The 20,987-nt window shown below is 46.3% G+C and carries 17 protein-coding genes; 4 read left to right on the top strand and 13 right to left on the bottom strand.

Features of this window, described 5'->3' with window-relative positions; all coding sequences use genetic code 11:
• Nucleotides 1-18 precede the first annotated feature (18 nt).
• From ABEF84_RS05105 to ABEF84_RS05080, 6 genes are all read right to left on the bottom strand, one after another.
• A complete protein-coding gene (locus tag ABEF84_RS05105) occupies nucleotides 19-1,263 on the bottom strand; it encodes an NADH:flavin oxidoreductase/NADH oxidase family protein (RefSeq protein ID WP_034582262.1) in 1,245 nt (414 codons plus the stop codon).
• A gap of 102 nt (nucleotides 1,264-1,365) precedes the next feature.
• On the bottom strand, nucleotides 1,366-2,955 hold the full coding sequence (locus ABEF84_RS05100; protein ID WP_034582260.1) for an ABC transporter ATP-binding protein: 1,590 nt from the start codon (nucleotides 2,953-2,955) through the stop codon (nucleotides 1,366-1,368).
• On the bottom strand, nucleotides 2,930-3,943 hold the full coding sequence (locus tag ABEF84_RS05095; protein WP_034582258.1) for an ABC transporter permease: 1,014 nt from the start codon (nucleotides 3,941-3,943) through the stop codon (nucleotides 2,930-2,932). The genes ABEF84_RS05100 and ABEF84_RS05095 overlap by 26 nt, the downstream gene beginning before the upstream one ends.
• Complete coding sequence (locus ABEF84_RS05090; protein WP_034582256.1) at nucleotides 3,943-5,010, bottom strand: microcin C ABC transporter permease YejB; 1,068 nt, start codon at nucleotides 5,008-5,010, stop codon at nucleotides 3,943-3,945. Before ABEF84_RS05090 ends, ABEF84_RS05095 begins: the two co-directional genes overlap by 1 nt.
• A gap of 18 nt (nucleotides 5,011-5,028) precedes the next feature.
• The gene (locus tag ABEF84_RS05085; RefSeq protein WP_034582254.1) at nucleotides 5,029-6,870 is read right to left on the bottom strand and encodes an extracellular solute-binding protein; all 1,842 of its coding nucleotides are present in this window, start codon (nucleotides 6,868-6,870) and stop codon (nucleotides 5,029-5,031) included.
• A gap of 29 nt (nucleotides 6,871-6,899) precedes the next feature.
• Complete coding sequence (locus tag ABEF84_RS05080) at nucleotides 6,900-10,283, bottom strand: LysM peptidoglycan-binding domain-containing protein (protein WP_034582252.1); 3,384 nt, start codon at nucleotides 10,281-10,283, stop codon at nucleotides 6,900-6,902.
• 206 nt (nucleotides 10,284-10,489) lie between these two features.
• Here ABEF84_RS05080 and dnaQ point away from each other — a divergent pair, with 206 nt between their 5' ends.
• The 3 genes from dnaQ (at nucleotide 10,490) to nudC (ending at nucleotide 14,446) form a co-directional block, all read left to right on the top strand.
• On the top strand, nucleotides 10,490-11,899 hold the full coding sequence (gene dnaQ / locus ABEF84_RS05075) for a DNA polymerase III subunit epsilon (protein WP_034582250.1): 1,410 nt from the start codon (nucleotides 10,490-10,492) through the stop codon (nucleotides 11,897-11,899).
• 127 nt (nucleotides 11,900-12,026) lie between these two features.
• A complete protein-coding gene (locus tag ABEF84_RS05070; protein ID WP_034582247.1) occupies nucleotides 12,027-13,670 on the top strand; it encodes a hypothetical protein in 1,644 nt (547 codons plus the stop codon).
• Nucleotides 13,670-14,446 carry an NAD(+) diphosphatase gene (gene nudC, locus ABEF84_RS05065; RefSeq protein WP_034582246.1) on the top strand — a complete coding sequence of 259 codons (777 nt, stop codon included), beginning with the start codon at nucleotides 13,670-13,672 and terminating at the stop codon, nucleotides 14,444-14,446. The genes ABEF84_RS05070 and nudC overlap by 1 nt, the downstream gene beginning before the upstream one ends.
• 53 nt (nucleotides 14,447-14,499) lie before the next feature.
• On the opposite strand, the gene ABEF84_RS05060 is transcribed toward nudC, so the two are convergent.
• The 4 genes from ABEF84_RS05060 to ABEF84_RS05045 all read right to left on the bottom strand — a co-directional run bounded on the left by ABEF84_RS05060 (nucleotide 14,500) and on the right by ABEF84_RS05045 (nucleotide 16,925).
• The gene (locus ABEF84_RS05060) at nucleotides 14,500-15,381 is read right to left on the bottom strand and encodes an alpha/beta hydrolase (RefSeq protein WP_347473787.1); all 882 of its coding nucleotides are present in this window, start codon (nucleotides 15,379-15,381) and stop codon (nucleotides 14,500-14,502) included.
• Nucleotides 15,371-16,051 carry a BON domain-containing protein gene (locus ABEF84_RS05055; protein WP_034582241.1) on the bottom strand — a complete coding sequence of 227 codons (681 nt, stop codon included), beginning with the start codon at nucleotides 16,049-16,051 and terminating at the stop codon, nucleotides 15,371-15,373. Before ABEF84_RS05055 ends, ABEF84_RS05060 begins: the two co-directional genes overlap by 11 nt.
• Nucleotides 16,052-16,186: 135 nt before the next feature.
• Nucleotides 16,187-16,606, bottom strand: a complete 420-nt coding sequence (locus ABEF84_RS05050; RefSeq protein ID WP_034582238.1) for a YraN family protein — start codon at nucleotides 16,604-16,606, stop codon at nucleotides 16,187-16,189.
• Nucleotides 16,596-16,925 carry a hypothetical protein gene (locus ABEF84_RS05045; protein ID WP_347453770.1) on the bottom strand — a complete coding sequence of 110 codons (330 nt, stop codon included), beginning with the start codon at nucleotides 16,923-16,925 and terminating at the stop codon, nucleotides 16,596-16,598. Before ABEF84_RS05045 ends, ABEF84_RS05050 begins: the two co-directional genes overlap by 11 nt.
• A 10-nt stretch (nucleotides 16,926-16,935) precedes the next feature.
• Here ABEF84_RS05045 and rsmI point away from each other — a divergent pair, with 10 nt between their 5' ends.
• Nucleotides 16,936-17,778 (top strand): 16S rRNA (cytidine(1402)-2'-O)-methyltransferase, encoded by an 843-nt coding sequence (rsmI, locus tag ABEF84_RS05040; protein WP_034582234.1) that lies wholly within the window; start codon nucleotides 16,936-16,938, stop codon nucleotides 17,776-17,778.
• A 78-nt stretch (nucleotides 17,779-17,856) separates the two neighbouring features.
• Here the strand turns inward: rsmI and ABEF84_RS05035 are convergent, their stop codons facing one another.
• From ABEF84_RS05035 to ubiH, 3 genes are all read right to left on the bottom strand, one after another.
• Complete coding sequence (locus tag ABEF84_RS05035) at nucleotides 17,857-18,105, bottom strand: hypothetical protein (protein ID WP_034582231.1); 249 nt, start codon at nucleotides 18,103-18,105, stop codon at nucleotides 17,857-17,859.
• Nucleotides 18,106-18,279: 174 nt separating this feature from the next.
• Nucleotides 18,280-19,521, bottom strand: a complete 1,242-nt coding sequence (locus ABEF84_RS05030; protein ID WP_347453768.1) for an FAD-dependent monooxygenase — start codon at nucleotides 19,519-19,521, stop codon at nucleotides 18,280-18,282.
• Entirely contained in the window at nucleotides 19,518-20,726 is a 1,209-nt protein-coding gene (gene ubiH, locus ABEF84_RS05025; RefSeq protein ID WP_034582226.1) for a 2-octaprenyl-6-methoxyphenyl hydroxylase, read from the bottom strand. Before ubiH ends, ABEF84_RS05030 begins: the two co-directional genes overlap by 4 nt.
• Nucleotides 20,727-20,987: the final 261 nt, after the last annotated feature.

Raw genomic sequence — 20,987 nt, 5'->3', positions numbered from 1 at the left:
CCTTTTTATTTATCAAAACTACGCTGATTTACGCGAATTGATCTGCCCTTTAATCACTGCAGTAACATTCCCACGCAGATAATTCAGAAAGACTTTGAGCGGCGATAATTTTGGATCCGGCTGCTTGCCTTGGGCAATACGCTTAAACTGCGCCGCATACCAGATGATTTCCATAATCGCCATTTTATCGATCATTGGAATACCGGTTTTGATTTTTTCCACCGCATAGCGTACATCCTGCCCCGCCACCAATTTCTGCCCCAAATCGGTTTCCACGGCAAATGGACGGGCGATCCCCACAAAATCACAGGCACCACTATCCAGTGCAGCATTCATACCGGCTGCGGTTCTAAAGCCACCAGTGACCATCATATGACAATTGACTTGTTTACGGATCTTCTCGGAAAAATCCAGGAAATAGGCTTCACGGGCGATCGTTGATGCTTTACGTCTTTCAGCCTTGGCTCCTGCCATGGCGGGTGCTTCATAGGTGCCACCTGACACTTCAATCAGGTCAATCCCGGCAGCATCAATCGCTTTAAATACATAAATCACATCCTCTTCAGTAATACCACCACGCTGGAAGTCTGCTGAATTTAGCTTCACTGAAATAATGAAATTTTCTGAAGTTGCAGCTCGTACTGCCTTATAAATTTCCAGCAAGAAACGGGTACGGTTTTCAATACTGCCACCCCATTGATCCCTACGCTTATTGGTCAGTGGTGATAGAAACTGGCTGATCAGATAACCATGGGCTCCATGCAGCTGCACACCTTCAAAACCCGCCTTTTCACAAATGGCTGCAGAGTTGGCAAAGCGCTGAATAATGTCCAGAATCTCATCTTCACGCAGTTCCCTTGGCGTACCAAAGCTCACTGCCAGCGCCGGACTAAACGGCACTGCCGACGGCGCCACGGTTTCCTTATTCAATCCTTTCGGACATTGACGCCCTGGATGTGATAACTGTATCAGCTGCACCATGTCATGACGCTTGCCCACCCCAGCCCATGCTTTCAGCTTATCCAGATCACGTTCAGTTTCTACTACAACGACACCCGGTTCATTCTTGGCACGAAAGTCCACCATGACATTGCCAGTAATCGCACAGCCCAAACCACCTTTGGCCCAAGCCTCATACAGCTTTAAATGCGCATCATTCGGCTGACCGGCATCATTCGCCAGTGCTTCACTCATGGCACCTTTGATAATGCGGTTTTTAAATATGGTTTTGCGAATCTGTATTGAATCTGTCAGTTGAGTCATGTTTCATCCTAAATCTTTATTGTTTTATTCCATGCTTGTTATAACCTGACAGTCAGAAATTGACAATGATACATGTCAATTTTGATTGCAGAGATTTGTAGCCTAATACTGGCTGGCTGCAATCAGCTGACGGGTATATTCGGTTTGCGGATGCAGGAATAACTGTTCGGTTTCCTGAAATTCCATTACCTGGGCATGATGCAGGACCAGCACCTGTTGGCATAGCGCACGTACGACTTTCAAATCATGACTAATAAACAGATAGCTAATACCTTCTTCCTGCTGAATCCGGCGCAGCAATTTAACAATAGCTCGCTGTGTGGTCCGGTCCAGTGCCGAGGTTGGTTCATCCAGAATCAGTAATTTTGGTCGCAGAACCAAAGCACGTGCCAATGACACCCGTTGTCGCTGTCCACCGGAAAGTTCATGCGGATAACGGTCTTTATTAAACGCAGCTGGCAATTCCACGCGCTCTAAAGCCTGCTCCACCCGACTGCGGATCTGCTCTTTGGACATGGCTTTGAGACCTAAGCCTTCACCAATGATCTGCTCAATAGTCATCCGCGGATTCAAGCTACTAAAAGGATCCTGAAATACGATCTGGAAATCACTGCGTAATGGTCGTAAAGCTTTTTCAGACAGTTTGTTCAAGTCTCGTCTTTGCAGCAAAATCTGCCCACTGCTGTCAATCAGTCGGGAAATAGCGAGCGCCAGTGAACTTTTACCCGAACCACTTTCCCCGACGATACCAATCGACTGGCCTTGCATCAACGTTAGATCAAGAGGTTCTACTGCCGTGACATAGCTTTTCACGCGATTGAGTAAACCCTGCTTGATTGAGAATTTTACTTCCACTTGTTTCAGTTCCAGCAAGGTTTCTGTTTGCCCCAAAGGCAATGCCTGACCAAAATCATGATTCAGTAGGTCTTGGGTATAGGCTGACTGCGGTGTATTAAAAATCTGCTCGACTTTGCCCTGCTCTTCCACAATGCCTTTATTCATCACTATCACCTGATCAGCATAGCGTTTGACCAAATTCAGGTCATGACTGATCAGGATCATTGCCATCTGTCTAGTTTTTTGTAGAGATTTAAGTAGTTTTAAAATCTGTGCTTGCAGGGTGACATCCAGTGCCGTAGTCGGTTCATCGGCAATCAGGATATCCGGATCCTGTGCCAATGCCATGGCAATCATCACCCGCTGACGTTGCCCACCAGACAATTCATAAGGATAACGTTTTAACTTGTCTTCCGGTTCTGGAATCCCCACGTCATTGAGTAGTTCCAGAACCCGTTCACGCACTTTGGTTTTGGACCAACCCTGTAGCAGCAAGGTTTCACCAATAATTTTTTCCACCCGATGCAAAGGATTCAGCGCGGTCATTGGCTCCTGAAAAATCATGGCAATTTTCTGGCCACGAATCTGGCGCAGTTGCGGCTGGTTCATGGACAGTAAATTCTGACCATCCAGCATCACCTGACCTTGGACTTTCAGATTTTTCGGTAAAAGACCAAGAATCGCGAGGCTACTGATGGATTTACCGGAACCGCTTTCCCCCACGATTGCTACAGTCTCGCCGGCATGTAGCTGAAAATCCAGCTGTTGTACCAGTACCTGATCTGGGCTGCGGATCTGTAGGTTCTCGACCTGCAACAGCGGCGCTGCGTTATTGACGTCTTGGATCGAATGCATCACGCGTCGCCTCCCCAATATAGATCAGTAATGAAAGAACAATGGCCAGGGTAAAGAAGCCGGATAAAGCTAGCCACGGCGCATTCAAATTGTTTTTGCCTTGCAATAACAGTTCACCGAGTGAAGCAGCATCGGGTGGCAAACCATAACCGAGAAAGTCCAATGCGGTTAAAGCTGTAATATTGGCGGTCAGCATAAAAGGTAATTGCGACAGGCTGGAACTCATCGCATTCGGCAGAATATGCCGAAAGATGATGGCACGATCTGAAACACCGAGACTGCGTGCTGCACGGACATAGTCAAAATTCCGTGCTCGTAAAAATTCAGCCCGAACCAGCCCCACCAATGTGGTCCAGCCAAACAGTAGCATAATGAGGAATAGCCAGTACACATTCGGGGTAAACATGCTAACCAGAATCATCACCATAAACAGCATTGGTAAACCACCCCAGACTTCCAGAATGCGTTGTCCGGCCAGATCAATCCAACCACCGTAATAGCCCTGAATCGCACCGACAATAATGCCGATCACAGCCGAAGCCAGCGTCAGTGCAAAACCAAACAGCAGTGACACCCTTAAGCCATAAAGAATCCGGGCCAGTACATCACGGCCTTGGTCATCGGTACCTAGCCAGTTTTGTGCAGTCGGTGCTGAAGGTACCGGAACGGTTAGCTCTAAATTTGGTGTCTGGTAGGAATATTCAATTAGCGGCCACAGTGCCCAGCCCTTGGCATTGATCAGTTGCTGTACCACCGGATCTTTATAATCCGCTTCAGTTTCAAATACTCCACCAAATGTCGTTTCCGGATAAGTCTTAAAGGCTGGGATATAGAGAGAATTGTCGTATTTCACCAGCAGCGGTTTATCATTCGCAATCAGTCCTGAACCCAGCGATAAAACAAAAATAATGATAAAGACTATAAAGCAGCCAAAGCCGAGTTTATTTTCCTTAAACCGTTGCAGGCGCGCTCGCATAATTGGTGACATTATTTGGCACCTCGCGATTCAAAGTTAATTCGTGGATCAATCACCTGATACAGCACATCACTGATCAGACGCAGAATCAGGCCTAGCAAGGTAAAGATAAACAGGGTGCCAAAAATCACCGGATAATCACGCTGGGTGATTGCTTCAAAGCCAAGCAACCCCAACCCATCCAGATTAAAAATGATCTCAATAAACAGGTTGCCGACAAAGAAAATTCCCACCAGTGCTTCTGGCAAACCCGCAATCACGATCAGCATGGCATTACGGAATACATGCCCATATAAGACGCGAGATTCATTTAAGCCTTTGGCACGTGCTGCCAACACATATTGCTTACCCAACTCTTCCATAAAAGAATATTTAGTCAGATAGCTCAATCCGGCAAAACCACCAATCACCATCGCCAAGAGTGGCAAGGTCATATGCCAGAAATAGTCTTTGATTTTTCCGAATACAGACAATTCAGCAAAGTTTTCCGATACCAGTCCTTGTAAGGGGAACCATTGGAAATAGGAACCACCGGCAAAAAACACAATCAACAAAATAGCAAACACAAAGGCTGGAATGGCATAACCGACGGCAAGCAGCATCGAAGTGGATTTATCAAACAGACTGCCATGCTGACGCGCTTTGCGAATCCCCAGCGGAATCGAAACCAGATAGATCAGTAAGGTGCTCCATAAGCCAAGGGACAGTGATACTGGAAATTTTTCCACCAGTAATGTGGTCACAGGCTTATCCTTGAAGAAACTGGTACCAAAATCCAGCTGTATATAGCTTTTCAGCATTTCCCAGAAACGGACATGCGCTGGCTGATCAAATCCATATTGTGCCTTGATCTTTTCCACCATCTCATCACTGAGACCTTTGGCCCCCTGATAATTGCTGGTTGCCTTGGCAGTTTCAGCACCCATGGTACCGCTCATTCCCTGGAATTCTTCAGCCTGCTGAATCGCCTGCTCGACTGGGCCACCGGGTGCAATCTGGATCACCACGAAATTAATCAGCAGAATCAAAAATAAGGTCGGAATAATCAGCAAAAGTCGTTTGAGTATATAAGTTCCCATCAGCTGTCTTGTTCCTTGTTATTTTTGACGGCGTAAATATTGTGCCACCTGTGCGGCTTTTTTCGGGTTGCTCCACCAGAAGTCTTCCCCGACCGCCAGCTTTGGCTTGACCTTTGGCTGCTCATACATATTCCAGTACGCATACCAGTTATCGCCCTTGCCATAGGTCGGAATCTGATAATAACCAGCCCGTAACAGGCGATCCAGCACCCGGGTTCGCGTTACTAATTCCTTGCGATCTGGCGCATAAATAATCTTGTTGATGACATCATCAATCGCCGCATTTTTAATGCCGGCATAATTGTAGTTCCCTGGCTGATCAGCAGATGCACTGCCCCAGAACTGGGATTGTTCATTGCCCGGATTTAAGGATTGCGGCAAGACATTGGTGGTCAGGTCAAAATCCTTGTTACGCATCCGTTCGATATATTGTGGCACATCCACATGGCGGATATTCACGCTAATCCCCAAGCGTTTCAGATTGCGTATAAACGGCATCAAGGTACGCTGCAAGCCATCCTGATGAATCAGAAATTCCAACTGAATCGGCTTTCCTTTCGGATCCAGCAATTGCATATTCTGATAACGATAACCAGCTTTTAACAGTAATTCTCGGGCAATCAGCAAATTGTTGCGGTTAAATCCGGATGCATCCGAAACGGAATATTTCCATTCTTTCAGTACCCCTGCACGTTGAATCGGATCTAGCTTAGCTAAATGCGGTTTTAAAATCGCCAGTTCTTCGGCTGTGGGTTTGCCTTTGGCTTCCAGTTCACTATTGGAGAAAAAACTTTGCAGACGGCGATATTGACCATAAAACAGCGCCTTGTTCTGCCATTCAAAGTCATAAGCATACGTCAGCGCCTGACGGAAACGAATATCCTGCATCGGCGCACGACGGGTATTAAACACAAAACTCTGGGTCGGAATCGGGTTTTCGTGCTTGAACTTGTATTTCACCACCATGTTATTTTTGATGGCCGGGAAATTGTATTCAGTGACCCATTTACGCGCAGTATATTCCTGATGCAGGGTGTACTGGCCGGATTTAAAACCCTCAAAGGCCACATCCATATTGCGGTAATAGACAAACTTGAGCCGGTCAAAATTATATTTGCCGCGATTCACCGGCAGGTCTTTGGCCCAATAATTCGGATTGCGTTTATAGCTAATACTACGCCCGGCATCAATACTTTCAATCAGATAGGGTCCTGAACCCAGAATCGGCTGCATGGTCACCCGGGTAAAATCCTTGCCCTGCCAATACTTTTTTGAATAGATCGGCATTTGCGCCAGAATCAGAGGCATTTCCGAATTGTTATCTGACTTAAAGCTCATCTTGACCTGATACTTGGACAGTACTTCGGTTTTGGCCAGATCCGACAGATACATCTGCAGCCCCGGATTGCCCTGAGTCGTATAAGTATCGAAGCTGAATTTCACATCTTCCGCAGTGACGGGAGAACCATCACTAAAACGAGCTTTCGGATTTAAGTGATAAATGACAAATGCCGTCTGCTTGGGATCATAAGTAACTTTCTCTGCCAGCAAGGGATACATCACCCCCGGCTCATCCAGTGAACTCGACATCAGGTTATCAAACAGATATTGCACCCCATCTGCAGAGGTGCCCTTGCCATTCATAGCGTTCAGATTATCAAAAGTCCCTTTGGAACTTTGACTTAGATAACCACCTTTTGGCGCAGAAGGATTGGCATAGGGCAAATAACTCAGCCCAACATATTTGGGCTGGCTATGAATGGCAATATAGGGCGTCGTCTGCAGTGCAGCCCATGTCCCCTGAGTCACGACTGACCATCCCACAAGATAAAGCAGGCGTTTTGCCACTGCAAACGGCATTCAGATACTCCCTGTATCGTTATTATTTTTTAGAGGTTCGGTACCTTGATCACATCACCAATACGCAACTGGGTATTTGGCTTCATGTCATTCATTTCTGCCAATGTACCACTGTCAACCCCATAACGCGATGCCAGACCGATCAAGGTATCACCGCGCTTGATCTTGTACTCGGTCACACGTTTCGGCACATGCAGGGTTTGACCGACACGCAGCCCTGCTTTGGCAGATAGATTATTCATGTCAGCTAATTCAACTGTACTCAGACCATAACGGCTGGCAATCGCAGTCAGGGATTCTCCAGATTTAACCGTATAACTTTCAGTTCCTTTTGTAGAAGTAGCAGATACCTTGGTCGCTACCGGTGCTGCAGTTACAGGACGAATACTGTTGGCACGTGCCTCAATTTCTGGCGGTAAACCAATTTTTAGCTGCTGGCCGACACGCACCTTGCTGGTGGTGGTTAAATCATTCAAATCCGCCAGATACTGCAGTTGCAGATAATGCTGACGCGCAATCGAACTTAAAGTTTCACCTGCTTTGACCACATGTACAGTTGGTTTTACACCTTTTACAGCATGTTCGGTAGTAGATGCACTTGTATGTGTCTGTTCAACTTCACCAGTTAATTTAAGACGTTGTCCGACACGCAAACCTGCGGTACGTGACAAGCCATTCAGACTGGCAAGATGCTCCATAGTCAGATTATATTTGGCGGCAACACCGGATAAGGTATCCCCTGACTGTACGGTATAGCTATCTGGCACCTTGCTACCAGCCGGAATCTTGATAGTCTGACCCACACGCAGGCCACTGTTGCTAGACAAACCATTCAAGGCTGCCAGTTCGCTGACACTCAGTTTCGCCTGGCTGGCAATGCTATACAGGGTTTCACCACGTTTGACCTGATGATTTTCAGTCGAGATATGATCGACTTTGACATTCTCGATCTTCTGCTCAACTTTCTTGCTGTTGCTGGACGCAGTTTCTACCTCATGTACCGGCACATTGATTTTCTGGCCGACCATTAAACTACTGGTCGCAGTCAGACCCGGCGTCAATGCAGCCAGTTCAGCATTGGATAGTGCATAACGATCCGCGATCAGTTTCAGATATTCACCACGTTGCACCGTATAAGTCTTGGTCTGCACTTTGGTTAATTCTGCTTTTTTCGCTTCTTCCACTTTAGCTTTGGATGCTGCAGTTTCTTTCAGTGACAGCTTCTGACCGACATAAAGACCACTTGTCGTGCTGAGGCCATTATAGTCGGCCAGTTGTTTAACCGTAAGACCGAACTGACTCGCAACACCTGTAAGAGAATCATTGGCCTGAACCACATAGGTTTCAGGTTTCGCTGCTGGCTTTTTAGTTTCCTGTACCGGTTTGGCATCGTACAGGTAAATGGTGGTGCCGACATACAAGGTTGCGTTCGGATCGATCTGGTTCCATTTCGCTACATCACGCCAGTTCACGCCGTTCTTTGCCGCGATTAACGCTAAAGTATCGCCCGGCAATACGGTATAGGTACTGCGATTGCCTTTCGGTGGAACAACGACCACTTCAGACTCGGTCTTGACGTAGTTTTTACCCTGGTTCAGCTTGGCTTCAACAGAATCCGCCTTGGTATTTTCCGCCACACCTTTCGGATAAGAGAAACCTTTAGTCAGCTCTTTACCCTGCTGTTCGGCAACAGACAGGCTGGTCTGAATCGCAGTCAACTTGATCTTGCCATCATAAGGATCGACAATTTCCGTTCCTGCAGGCGCCAGCGCTTTCAGCTCTTCAACCACTTCTGCTTGTTCCGCTGGCGTTGCCACTGGCTTCAGGATTTCATCTACCGACTTTGGCAGTTCTTCAGCAGCAACCGCAGCCAGAATTTGCTGACGTTCAACTTCGGAAATTGGTGGTTCGACCTGAATTGGTTTTACCGGTTCAACTGGCGTCACCGCCACTGGAATACGTGGTGCACTTGGAATTGGCACATCACTCTTGGCAGCAAACTCAGCCAGTGCAGCAGAACCTTGCGGTGTCGCCACTTTCTTGGTGTTTAGTGCAGTCAGGTTTGGTGTTGCTGTAGATGCTGCAACTGTAGCTGTCGTGGTCGCAGTCTTGCTTGCAGTTGTTACTGCAGCAGTTGTTGCAGTAGTTGCTGCCTTCACTGCTGTTGTTGCTGCTGGAGTAGTAGCCGTACTTGTAGGTTTAACAGTAGTCTTCATTGTGGTTGAAGCCGTAAGTGCTGGCGGTGTCTGCTTCGACGGCGTAATCGTTGCCGTATTTAACACAGGTGGTGTGGTCTTCACCGGGGTAATGGTCTGATTGTTTTTCGGTAAAGTGCTCGCAGGGCCTGCCCATAAACCTTTTCCTGACTGCAATTTTTTCAGCTTTTCATCCACGGATGGGCTCAGGTCTGCCGGAATCAGGATACGGCGTGGACTTTCCGGATCAATCCAGTCACCACGATGCCCCGGGTTCAACTGATACAGCTCAGCACGGCTTAAGCCCGTAATCGCAGCGATTTCATTCAGACTCGCTGCACCGACACTGACTTCACGGAAGTGCGGACGGTTGGCAATTGGTGGCAGGCTAACACCATATTTGGATGGATTCTTGATGATCTGCGCCACCGCAATAAAACGCGGCACATAGTTCATAGTTTCCTGTGGCAGTTTCAATGACCAGTAATCGGTTGGCAAGCCCGCAGCCTTGTTGCGGTTAATCGCCTGCTGGATCCGACCCGGACCGGCATTATAAGATGCCAGAGCCAGTTCCCATGAACCGAACTGATTATAAAGCGCACCTAAAAATTCATACGCAGCACGAGTCGATTCCACCACGTCACGACGGCCATCGTACATCGAGGTTTGTTTCAGACCATAAATACGGCCAGTACTTGGAATAAACTGCCATAAACCTGCAGCTGCAGCACTACTGGTGGCTGCCGGGTCATAAGAACTTTCAATTACGGGCAATAAGGCCAATTCGGTTGGCATACCCCGGCGTTCGGCTTCTTTCACGGTATGGTACAAATAACGTGAAGCACGCGCACTCAAACGATCGAGGTAAGGCTGACGTGAAATAAACCAGCCCCGCTGGGCATCAATACGCGGATTCCAGACATCCAGGTTCATTTTGAAACCCACCGTCATGCGTTTCCACACATCACCATGTTTCAGGATCAGTAAGCGGTCACCTTCTACCGCACGCATATCCGTTGCAGACAACAGGTCTTCCAGACCATCCAGACTATCAGCACCTAAGAAATCAGAACTGCTCTGTTTGTGTTTGGAACCTGCTGCACTTTGTGTCGTCGAACAACCCGTTAAACCTAAGGAAGCTAGTGCTGTACCAAGTATGGATACTTTTAAGAATGAAGGTAACGAGGGCTGCCACAATGATGCAGTTGGTTTATACATAAAGAAATCCAAACAACTTGTATAAAATTTATTTTTTAGATATGCCATTTTAGTGAAGCATGTCGACGACACAAGCGGATAATTTACCGCGATTTGCCGTTAAATGTTACAAGAAATTAAAAAATCGCGCTGATATGGATTATTCAAACGTATTTGCGTTATACAATAGCTCGTTCAGCTAGTTCTTTTTTGATCGGATTTGATTTATGTCTCAAACAATCACACTCTACGTGGATGGCGCTTGCCGCGGCAATGGTAAGGATGTCGCTGTAGGCGGATGGGGAGCCTTTATTCAGACCGGCACCGAAGAACACAAGATTTATGGCGGCGAACTGCAGACCACCAATAACCGCATGGAGTTGACTGCGGCGATTGAAGGCATTTCCATTTGCCCGAAAGATACCAAACTGGTGATCTGGACCGATTCCAACTATGTCAAAAAAGGTATTACCGAATGGATTGAAGGCTGGAAACGCAAGAACTGGAAAGATGTGAAAAATCCGGACCTTTGGAAACAGCTGGATGCGGTATGCCAAGGTCGTGAGATTGAATGGAACTGGATTAAAGGCCATGCCGGTCATGCGGGCAATGAAATGGCAGATCATTTAGCCAATCTCGGGGCCGATCTGGCCCTAAAAAATAATGGAATTGCCCGTCATGTGCCACAAATTCAGTTCGAGAAACCCTCTAGCAATGAAGCACAAGATATAAAAAAGCCTGAACAGGACTGGCTGCTGGACGACCCGTTTGGCCTGGAACTCGCTGAAGATATGGCGGAAGAGGAGATCATAGAAATCATGGAAGAAGAAACTGAAATAGAAATTGAAACTAATCTAGAAAATGACACTGAAACTGAAGAAAATTCGATAGAAAATCAGCTGCATCCACAGATTGTGATTACCCCCGCAACACTGGAAGCTCATGGCCCGCGTCAACTGATTCTGGATACCGAAACCACCGGTTTCTATTATCAGGATGGTGACCGGATTATCGAAGTCGGTGCGATCGAAATGATCAACCGTAAGCTGACCGGCAGCTCGATTCATATCTATATCAATCCGCAAAAACCAGTGGGTGAATCCGTCACTGTCCACGGCATTACCGATGAATTCCTGCAGGACAAGCCGCTATTTGAGGACATTTCCCAAGTCTTGTTCGACTATCTGAAAGGTGCAGAAATCATCGCGCATAACGCGACCTTCGATATGAACTTCCTGGATATGGAATTCACCCGTGCTGGCTTCCCTGCTTTATCCGAAGTCTGCGAAGTCACTGATACTCTGGCGATGGCCAAATCCCGTCACCCGGGCCAGAAAAATTCCTTGGATGCCTTGGTTCGCCGCTACGAAATTCCACAGCGTGACCGTACTTTCCACGGTGCCTTGCTCGATGCGGAAATCCTGTCTGATGTTTACCTTGCCATGACCGGTGGACAGGTGTCTTTTGATATGGAGGCCCTGTCACATACCGAAGAACAAAGCACCAGCTCAGGCGCTGTCAGGATTGAGATCGAATTGCCGGTGATTTTACCGTCTGCCGAGGAACTAGAAGCACATGAGAACTGGGTCAAACAATATGAGGAAAAACATGGTGCACCCTGCCTTTTTGCGAAATAAATTCCATCATTCCTGCAACATTTTATATATAAAAGAATAACAGTTCAGTTATAGTAATGAGAAAGAGGTCCCACCATTGGGGAGTGGGGCTTAAAATTAGATAAAACTTTAGGAAAGGTGCAGATCAATGTCTTACCAAACCTCTATACATTTTGACCCGACGGCTTTACTGATAATAAAAAATGAGGTTGATAATTCGATCAAATTGGTTGAATCAGCAGTCAGTACACTGGTAGAAGATCAAACCTTGCCTTTTGGGATCGATGACGCACTAAACCAGTTTGAACAGTGCGCACAGGTACTGGCACTGATTGATATGCCTAGCCTGTCCAAAGTCGCGCAATATTCCGCAGATCTCATGCGTAAAATCATGGCCAATCCGGCTGAAATCAATAAAGCAGATGTGATTGCCCTGAGTGAAGGCACCACCATGCTGAAGCGTTATATCGAATTTATTTGTCTGCGTGAAGTCCGTATCCCACAATTCCTGCTGGATACCTTGAATCGTCTGGAACTGTCTTTAGGCAAACCGCTAACCACTGAAGGCCAACATATTGAGCCACTGCTGGATTGCATCACGCCTGACTTTGATCTGCCACAAGCACCATCTTTAGAAAAATCAGCTTATGTGCACCGTCTGTACAAACTGTCGTTAAACCGTTTCCTAAAACAGGAAGAAACGGATCTGGATCTGCAAGCGATTAAACTGGTCGGTGCTTATCTGGGCAGCCTGGCAGAGAAACATCCAAGCAAGCAGTACTGGAATCTGGTCTATGTCGCGTTTAATCACATTGATGCGATCATCATTAATGACCCGCGTCTGCGCACCCTGATTGGCGTTGAACGCAACATGGCGCAGTACTTCGATGCACCAGACCGCTTTAAAGCTAACATTGCTGATTTAGCTAATATCCTGAGCTTGTGCATCAGCCAGGAAGATGATGTTGCGCATCATATCCGCAGCAAGCTGAACATTGGTGAAGATTCGCTGACCGATACTCAGCTGGAAGTGTTCAGTCGTCATCTGTATGGTCCTGACTTTGCAACCATGCACACCATCAGTGAACTGGTGACTACGGAAATGGCACAGATCCGTAATGATATTGAATACAACTACCAGAACATGACACCTGAAAAGACTCAGGAATTGCAAGCGCAGCTGCGTAGCATGGCCAATATCTTCAAGGTACTGAACCTAACTGAAGCGGCGAATGACCTGACCCGCCAGGCAGAATCATTAAGCCAAGCTGAAATCCTAAAAGATGAAAGTTTTGCACAACAGCTGATGAATGTCATTCTGTCTGCGATGAACTCGATAGGTGTACTGGAACGTCATCATACTTCAAGCCGCTTGCAGCTGCGTGTGCATAACATGAACATTTCACTGGACCGCCTGGATGAAGCTCATGCTGTACTGATGAATGAAACCAGAGCAGTCATTGATCTGGCCAATCAGACCCTAACCAATTATCTGCAAGATCATAACCTGCAGACTTTGGAAACACTGCCAGCACAATTACGTGAAATCGGCGGTGCCCTGCTGTTCCTGAATGCTGAAAACGGTCAGGCTGCACTCAATACAGCTGCTGAATTTGTCCAGGATCGCGTTTCATCTTCAACGGCTTTAACCGCTGAAGATGTCAATCGTGTGCTCGATCCATTGGCCAGCGCTGACATGCTCATCGACAATTTAAAGAACAAACAGCCTGTATTACACTCGATGTTTGAGGTAGCATTGGACAGTAGTCAAAAACTGAAAACTGTAGCCTAATGTCAAAACTGTCACTTGCGTATATCTTTCAACAACAGCAACTTTTAGTCGATGAAAACCTCCAGCTTCCACAAGTGGAAGCGCTCGCAAGTGACATTCAGCTCGGCACAGGCGATCAGGTAATTGCCCGTGACCTGCTCCCGGATGAACCGATTCCCGAAGGTCTCCAGCTCGTTCCGATCCGCCAGCTGCTGCAACACTGGGATACCTCCCAGTTTGAACAGGCCAGCCGTGCTGTACAGTTACTGGAATGGCGCCGCAATCACCGTTTCTGCAGCCACTGTGGCACGCCCACTGAAGCACATCCGACCGAATATGCCATGGTCTGTCCAGCGTGCCGTTATCACCAGTATCCACGTGTACAACCGTGTGTCATTACCGTAATCACCCGGGGTGAGGATGAAATCCTGCTGGCTAAAAATGCCCGCAACAAAAACAGCCAGATGTATGGCCTGATTGCCGGTTTTGTCGAAGTGGGTGAAACCCTGGAAGAAGCAGTACGCCGTGAAACTCAGGAAGAAGTTGGCATTCAGGTCAGGAATATCCAGTATCTGGCCAGTCAGCCTTGGCCTTTCCCAAGCAACCTAATGATTGCCTTTAAGGTAGAATATGCTGCTGGTGAAATCAAACTCCAGGAAGAAGAAATCAGCGATGCACAGTTCTTCAAGTTCGATGCCCTGCCGGAAATTCCATTTAAGGGCAGTATTGCACATGCCATGATCATGCACGTGACTCAAGGCACGCCGGTAGCTGATGATACCCAGGAATGGCTCTAAGCCATTTCCAATAAAAAAGCCCAGTTTTATCCGGGCTTTTTATGTATCCATCTTTACTTAAAGGCATCTTCCAGTGCCCACAGCACTTTGGACTTGGTTGGAAAGAAACGGCTAAACAGGCTTGAGAGTGAACCAACAATGGTAATGTGTCCCAGCTTAGGAATACTAATTACATGACTGTGGTTGCCATGTTGTTTCAACACACGATCCAGATCATGACTGTTGAAATGGCCGACAATCGTATCTTTTTCAGCAATAAACAGATAATGTTTTACCGGTTGCGGCTGAACAAAATACAGCGGCATCACCTGCTGATATGGCACAGACTGGTCAAAAGCATCAGCACAGAGCGGATCATCTTTATAGTCAAAATGATACGGACCTGCCAGACCAATAATGGCGCGGATATTTGCCAGACGTTCCGACTTATGCTGTTTCGGATAATACACTGCCGACATCACATTAAAAGCACCCGCGGAATGGCCCATCAACACAATATTCTCTACAGAGATCTGTAATCGGTGTGAGGATGCTTGCAAATAATCTAGTAACAAATGCAGGTCATCCACATAATGCGGAAAAATATATTCCGGTGCGAGGTGGTAATTGGGAATCACCACATCATAACCTTCACGGGCAAAAGCCTCACCAATAAACTGGTAATCCTTCTTGTCCCCATGCATCCAGGCACCGCCATGCACGAACACAATCAGCGGTCGATGAGTTAAAGGCTGCGCTGTACGATATAAGTCAAAACGCTGACGGGCTTTTAGCCCATAAGCCAGATGCTTTTCAACGTTATAACCTTCTTTGGGAGTCAATCGATTCAGCGCATAGCTGCCAAGGTCATACAGACGGAAATCACGATAGACTTGTCGTGCAACATTCAGATGACTCGACAGCTTGGCTTTTAGTGAATACACCTTATTGGGCATAACTTGGTTCTTCTGCATCTGGATCAATAGCGATTGGGGTTTGCACCAAAGCACTCGTGGTTCCAGGAGTTGCATAGCTTTGACGGCTTAAATTTAGCTCATCCAGATTATCAATCAAGGTTACGATCTTGGTGACATTGGTCACTTGAGTCAGTACCTGATTTAGATCCACAATTTCAGCACTGTTCAGACGGCCCATCACATACAACACGCCATCTTCGGTATGCACATGCACTTTGCTGTCAGACACTACCGGCGCACGCATGATCAGACGGCGGGTATTCGCAGTTGCAGCAGTATCCTGCATGATGGTGCCATAGCTAATCTGGTTACCTACAGTGATGTAGTTATGCACGGCTTTCACATCACTCATGGATTTGACATTGTCTTCTGCCAACTGCTTCAGATGCGCATCCGGTACCTGACCGGTCAACAACACATGACCATGGAAACTTTCAATATTGACCCGTGACTGGTTAAAACGGTTATCTAATTTATACAGATTAATTTTTGCAGTCCGGACAATGGAGGAATCAATAAAAACCTGTCCAAGCGTGCGTTCACCCTGCTCTTTTCCTACAGGAGCCGTGCCTGTACCATTGGAAATAAAGCTGGCACAGCCCGATAAACTTGCGATACATAACATTGTTATTGCAATACGCTTAACCACTCAGCAAGACTCCTTATTTTAATGCGTCTTTTGTTCACTCTATTTAATTCTGTTGTCTGATTCGATCAACTTAAAATATCGTTGAACATTACAGTAATTTATTGACAAAACACTGTATCAAATACCCTGTATTGCTCAAAGATTAATAAACTCTGGATCAAAAGTAAAAGCATTTTCAATCCATTGCAAATCATAAGGGTAATCGCCAAAATCGTATTGTATGGTTTTTGCAAAATGTTGCTGAAAATCAAAACAAATCACGTCAAAACGACAGAAACACAGCTGGAAATCTTCATAATTTTGCAGAAAATGCAGCGCAGTTTTTAACAGTTTGCGCTGTTTACTTAAGGAAATGGTTTCGACTGCTTGGGCATAATCGGTACTGGCACGTGCTTTGACTTCGACAAAAACCAGCTCCATGTCTCGCTTAACAATCAGGTCAATTTCGCCATAACGGCTATGATAATTGGCCTGGATCAGTTCAAAGCCATGCTGTTGTAGTAACAGCAATGCCTGCTGCTCGGCCCATTTTCCTAGCTTTGGATTATTCCCCATACCGGTTAGCCTTTAACAAAGCTGCAATATCCAGATTTACTAATGCAGCACCAATGAATGCAGATTTATGAGTGACATACGACTTCAGAAAATTTGAGATCTTTGTCGAAATCGTATTTACCCATTTAATCAATACGGGCTGCCCAAATTCCATATCAGTACTGATGATTCTCTGTCTGATCTTCAATCCAGCTCGCACCAAAGGCCCTGGTTCGGGTAGAATAACCACCACTTCCGCTTGAACGCTGCTGATCCAGCCCAATAAGCCCAAGATATTTTTTAGCATCTTCCCATTTTTATTATTTTGTATATTCCACATGGAGAAACCTATGAGTGCTCAGTTATTTGTTGTTGCGACTCCAATCGGGCACTTAGATGATATTAGTTTTCGTGCTGTTGAGGTACTGAAGTCAGTGAGCCTGATTGCTGCTGAGGATACACGAACTTCAGCACAATTGCTCAAGCATTTTAATATCTCCACCCCACTCACGGCCTGCCACGACCATAATGAAAGCAACAAGATCGACCAGCTGATCCAGCGTTTATTGAATGGCGAAAACATGGCACTGATCAGTGATGCCGGTACGCCACTGATCAGCGATCCAGGCTTTAAATTTGTGCGTGCTGCACAGGAACATAATATTCGAGTGATTCCAGTACCGGGTGCCTGTGCTGCGATTGCCGCTTTGAGCGCGGTTGGTCTACCAAGCGACCGTTTCAGTTTTGAAGGGTTTCTTCCTTCCAAGCAAAGCCAGCGTATTCAAAATCTAGAAAAACTGAAAGATGAAACCCAGACCATGATTTTCTATGAAGCGCCACACCGTATTCTGGAATGTGTCAAAGATATGGCTGAGGTGTTTGGTAAAGACCGTCCAGTAGGTTTTGCCCGGGAAATTACCAAGACGTTTGAAACCATCCGCAAGATGACACTCGGTGAGCTGATTGATTTTGTTGCCAATGATCCCAACCAGCAGAAAGGTGAAATCGTGCTGGTGATTGGTGGTGCCACTGTAGAAAAAGATCTGGATCAGGAAAAACTGGACAAATTGTTGCTACGCCTGTTGCAAGACCTATCTGTCAAAGCGGCTTCACAACTGGCAGCTGACTTGACGGGTATCAAAAAGAAAGTCGCTTACCAGCGTGCATTAGAATTGACCGGGGCAAATGACTAAATTGTCATTTCACCTTCAGTCATAAAAAAAACACCACAGTAATCTGTGGTGTTTTTTTATATTCAGGAAATAATTTACTTATTCACGTACTGAATCGTCTGCTGGAACTTCAGTAATTCGACCACCGCGAGCTAGGAAGGCAGCCACTTCATCTTCAAGTGCCTGACGTTTTTTCTGCTTTGCAGTCACCGTTAAAGTTTCGGCTTCAATTACATCTGTATCGCTGACAACTTCGTCGCTATCCGCAGCACCTTTTTCGGCTGCTTTCGCTTCATCATCATCGATCGCTGGATCTTCTACATCATCATATTCGTTAATATCAGTCATCTTCATCTCCCCGCAAATGACGGCTATATGGCTGTTTCAGCTAACTTGTAAATTACCTGAAATTTAGCAATCTCTTTCTGTTTCGCCTAGTACCAAATATCAAAAAATCGTATCTTTTTTAAACAAATTCGTTTCTACATGCAGATGTTTGTATAAAAAAATGACATTCCCATGCTAGACGGCGTAGCGGGTGTTTTTGAGTAAATTTAAACCATTGGCCTGATTCATAAAGGCATCTTTCAGCATCGGTAACTGTTCAACCTGTTTTAGGCCAAAATTACGTGCCCAAACCACTGGAAACAGTTGAGTGGTTTCCAGCCAGCCAATCGCCGACATGCTGTGCATCATGGCTTCATTCTGGCCTTTACGCAGGTGTTCATAACGCTGCAAAGTCTGTTCATGTGCCCAAACGCCTCGTGCCTTGTCATGTAGCAATACCTCACACAGTACTGCTGCATCCAGACAACCAATATTCACCCCTTGACCTGCCAGTGGATGAATCACATGCGCAGCATCACCAATCAGCGCCAATCCATCCTGTACATAATGCTGGGCAGCACGGGCTTTTAATGGAAAGGTCGCACGTGGTGTCACTTCCAGTACCTCTCCCAACATATGATGACTTTCTCGGGTAAGTAAGTGGGTAAATTCCTGATCATTTAAAGCCGCATATTCTTCAGCATAATCATCTGGCAACGTCCAAACAATGGATTGCCAATAGCCCTGCTCTTCGGGTTTCAGGCTAGCCATTGGCAGGTAAGCCAAAGGTCCTGTCTCCAGAAAGATCTGTCGTGCTACATGCTGGTGGGGTTGCGCTGTCTTGATCGCGCAGCTCAGACCTGCCTGTTTATAGTCCAGTACATCAATATCAATAAAGGCCTGCTCACGGACAAAAGAATTGGCACCATCAGCACCGATCAGCAATCTGGTTTTTAGCTGGGTACCATCTGCCAGATGTACAGTCCAAACACCAACACCGCGTTCGATTCGGCTGACTTTGACCTGAGTGCGATAATCTTTCACTTCTTCCAGCATTTTCTGCTGAATTGCTAGATTTAAGATACTTGGCTCAACCATAGAACCGAGCGCCTGCTCGACTTTTGGTGTTTTCTCAGATGGCTGACCGAAGTTGATTTCACCATAGCCATTTTTATTCCAGACCTGCATGCCGGTATAGGGTTGCTGACGCGCCAGTTTGTTCCAGACACCTACGGTTTTCAGCAAATGAATGGTTGCTTGGCTCAATGCTAGTACACGAGGGTTAGCAACACTTAAAGTCTTTTCAGCATCCAGAATCGGCACAGCATCCAGTACGGTTGCCTGTACACCACCTTGTGCCAATAGCAGTGCAGTTAAACCACCAACCAGACCACCACCAACGATGACAGCATCGAGTACCTGATTTTGTTCTGTCATGCTTTAAGCCCCATTGCATAGTTAGCAACTAATGGTTTAATTCCCGGAATATTTTCAAAAGCAACCAGGCCAGTATTACGGATCAGTTTCAGGAATGGATTCTGGTTACTAAAACCACGTACCACGGAATCACAGAACTTGATCACGCGTTGCTGGTCTTTCAGGCGGGATTTCTCATAATCCTGCAGCATTTGAACATCACCGAGATCATTACCTTGTTCTAGTTGTTCTTTCAAGTAACGGTTCAGCACATAGGCATCGCGCATGCACAGGTTAAAACCCTGACCTGCGACAGGGTGAATGGTATGGGCGGCATTGCCCATCAGCACCACACGCCCCACGGCCTGTTTCTCTGCCAATACTTGTGACAACGGGAAACTGAAACGACGACCTGTTTTCTGAAATTTTCCAGCACGGTCACCATAAGTTTGCTGCAAGGCATTCAGAAAATGTTGATCATTTTCCTCACCTAACCATTCATGCTCGGTTCCTTTCGGTACCGGCCAGACCACAGAACGGCGGTATTCACCCGGCAGTGGCAACAAAGCCAATGGACCCAGCGGGCTAAAGCGCTCAAAACCGACATGCTTATGTGGTTTGGAAGTTTGTACGGTAGTCACAATCGCGACTTGGTCATAGTCATGTACTGATGCGCCAATACCGAGGGCTTTACGACAGAAGGAATCACGCCCATCGGCTGCGATTACCAGTTTGGATTGCAGCTTCAAAGTCTCATCACCACGTTGCGCTTCGATATAAGCCAACTCAGCATCCTGAGTCAGTGAAGTGACCTGTACCCCATCGATCAGTTCAATGAGTTGTTCTTTTTTCACTTGGGTCAGTAGCACACGACCAAGCCAGGCATTTTCAATCACCTGACCAAAGCTTTCAACTTTTTCCTGTTCTGCAATGAGACGTGCCTTACCAAAACTGCCCTGCTCTGTAATATTCACTTCTAGAATCGGTGTTGCATGTTCTTGCAATGCATCCCACAAACCCAATTCCTGATAAATTTGTACACTACGGCGCGACAAGGCACTGTTACGCGCGTCAAAGCTAGAATGATATAGAGCAAGATTTGCGTCATCATAATTCGGGTACTGGATGGCTTCTAACAGTTTTACTGCAATCCCGGTTTTTGCCAACATCAGGGAGAGGCTTAAGCCTACCATCCCACCACCAACAATGATGACTTCTTGTTGCATGCTTTGATCCTTATTTGTGGTATCCATCAAGTTTAGATACGTCTCATCATAATAGATTTTATCTTACCTCAAAGATTTTCATTTTTATAATGAATTAGTGGTTTGGACGTAAGTGATGCTGCTTTGTTGACAGGTTAAATTTAAAGATGATGAAGTTAATCCACTGCCATATTTTATGAAGCCTATCCCTAATCATGAATGGCTTTCTACACCGAAAAACCTGTAGGAATATTTAAAGAGATGTCAGTTCTGCAAGTCTTA

This window comes from Acinetobacter sp. ANC 7912 (assembly GCF_039862785.1).
GTDB lineage: Bacteria > Pseudomonadota > Gammaproteobacteria > Pseudomonadales > Moraxellaceae > Acinetobacter > Acinetobacter thermotolerans.
This window is presented reverse-complemented; position numbering and strand designations above follow the sequence as displayed.

Excerpts from the sequence above, each read along its gene's own strand:
- ABEF84_RS05105 (WP_034582262.1), bottom strand. The coding sequence starts at position 1,263 with ATGACTCAACTGACAGATTCAATACAGATTCGCAAAACCATATTTAAA.
- ABEF84_RS05100 (WP_034582260.1), bottom strand. The coding sequence starts at position 2,955 with ATGCATTCGATCCAAGACGTCAATAACGCAGCGCCGCTGTTGCAGGTC.
- ABEF84_RS05095 (WP_034582258.1), bottom strand. The coding sequence starts at position 3,943 with ATGTCACCAATTATGCGAGCGCGCCTGCAACGGTTTAAGGAAAATAAA.
- ABEF84_RS05090 (WP_034582256.1), bottom strand. The coding sequence starts at position 5,010 with ATGGGAACTTATATACTCAAACGACTTTTGCTGATTATTCCGACCTTA.
- ABEF84_RS05085 (WP_034582254.1), bottom strand. The coding sequence starts at position 6,870 with ATGCCGTTTGCAGTGGCAAAACGCCTGCTTTATCTTGTGGGATGGTCA.
- ABEF84_RS05080 (WP_034582252.1), bottom strand. The coding sequence starts at position 10,283 with ATGTATAAACCAACTGCATCATTGTGGCAGCCCTCGTTACCTTCATTC.
- dnaQ (WP_034582250.1), top strand. The coding sequence starts at position 10,490 with ATGTCTCAAACAATCACACTCTACGTGGATGGCGCTTGCCGCGGCAAT.
- ABEF84_RS05070 (WP_034582247.1), top strand. The coding sequence starts at position 12,027 with ATGTCTTACCAAACCTCTATACATTTTGACCCGACGGCTTTACTGATA.
- nudC (WP_034582246.1), top strand. The coding sequence starts at position 13,670 with ATGTCAAAACTGTCACTTGCGTATATCTTTCAACAACAGCAACTTTTA.
- ABEF84_RS05060 (WP_347473787.1), bottom strand. The coding sequence starts at position 15,381 with ATGCCCAATAAGGTGTATTCACTAAAAGCCAAGCTGTCGAGTCATCTG.
- ABEF84_RS05050 (WP_034582238.1), bottom strand. The coding sequence starts at position 16,606 with ATGGGGAATAATCCAAAGCTAGGAAAATGGGCCGAGCAGCAGGCATTG.
- ABEF84_RS05045 (WP_347453770.1), bottom strand. The coding sequence starts at position 16,925 with ATGTGGAATATACAAAATAATAAAAATGGGAAGATGCTAAAAAATATC.
- rsmI (WP_034582234.1), top strand. The coding sequence starts at position 16,936 with ATGAGTGCTCAGTTATTTGTTGTTGCGACTCCAATCGGGCACTTAGAT.
- ABEF84_RS05035 (WP_034582231.1), bottom strand. The coding sequence starts at position 18,105 with ATGACTGATATTAACGAATATGATGATGTAGAAGATCCAGCGATCGAT.
- ABEF84_RS05030 (WP_347453768.1), bottom strand. The coding sequence starts at position 19,521 with ATGACAGAACAAAATCAGGTACTCGATGCTGTCATCGTTGGTGGTGGT.
- ubiH (WP_034582226.1), bottom strand. The coding sequence starts at position 20,726 with ATGCAACAAGAAGTCATCATTGTTGGTGGTGGGATGGTAGGCTTAAGC.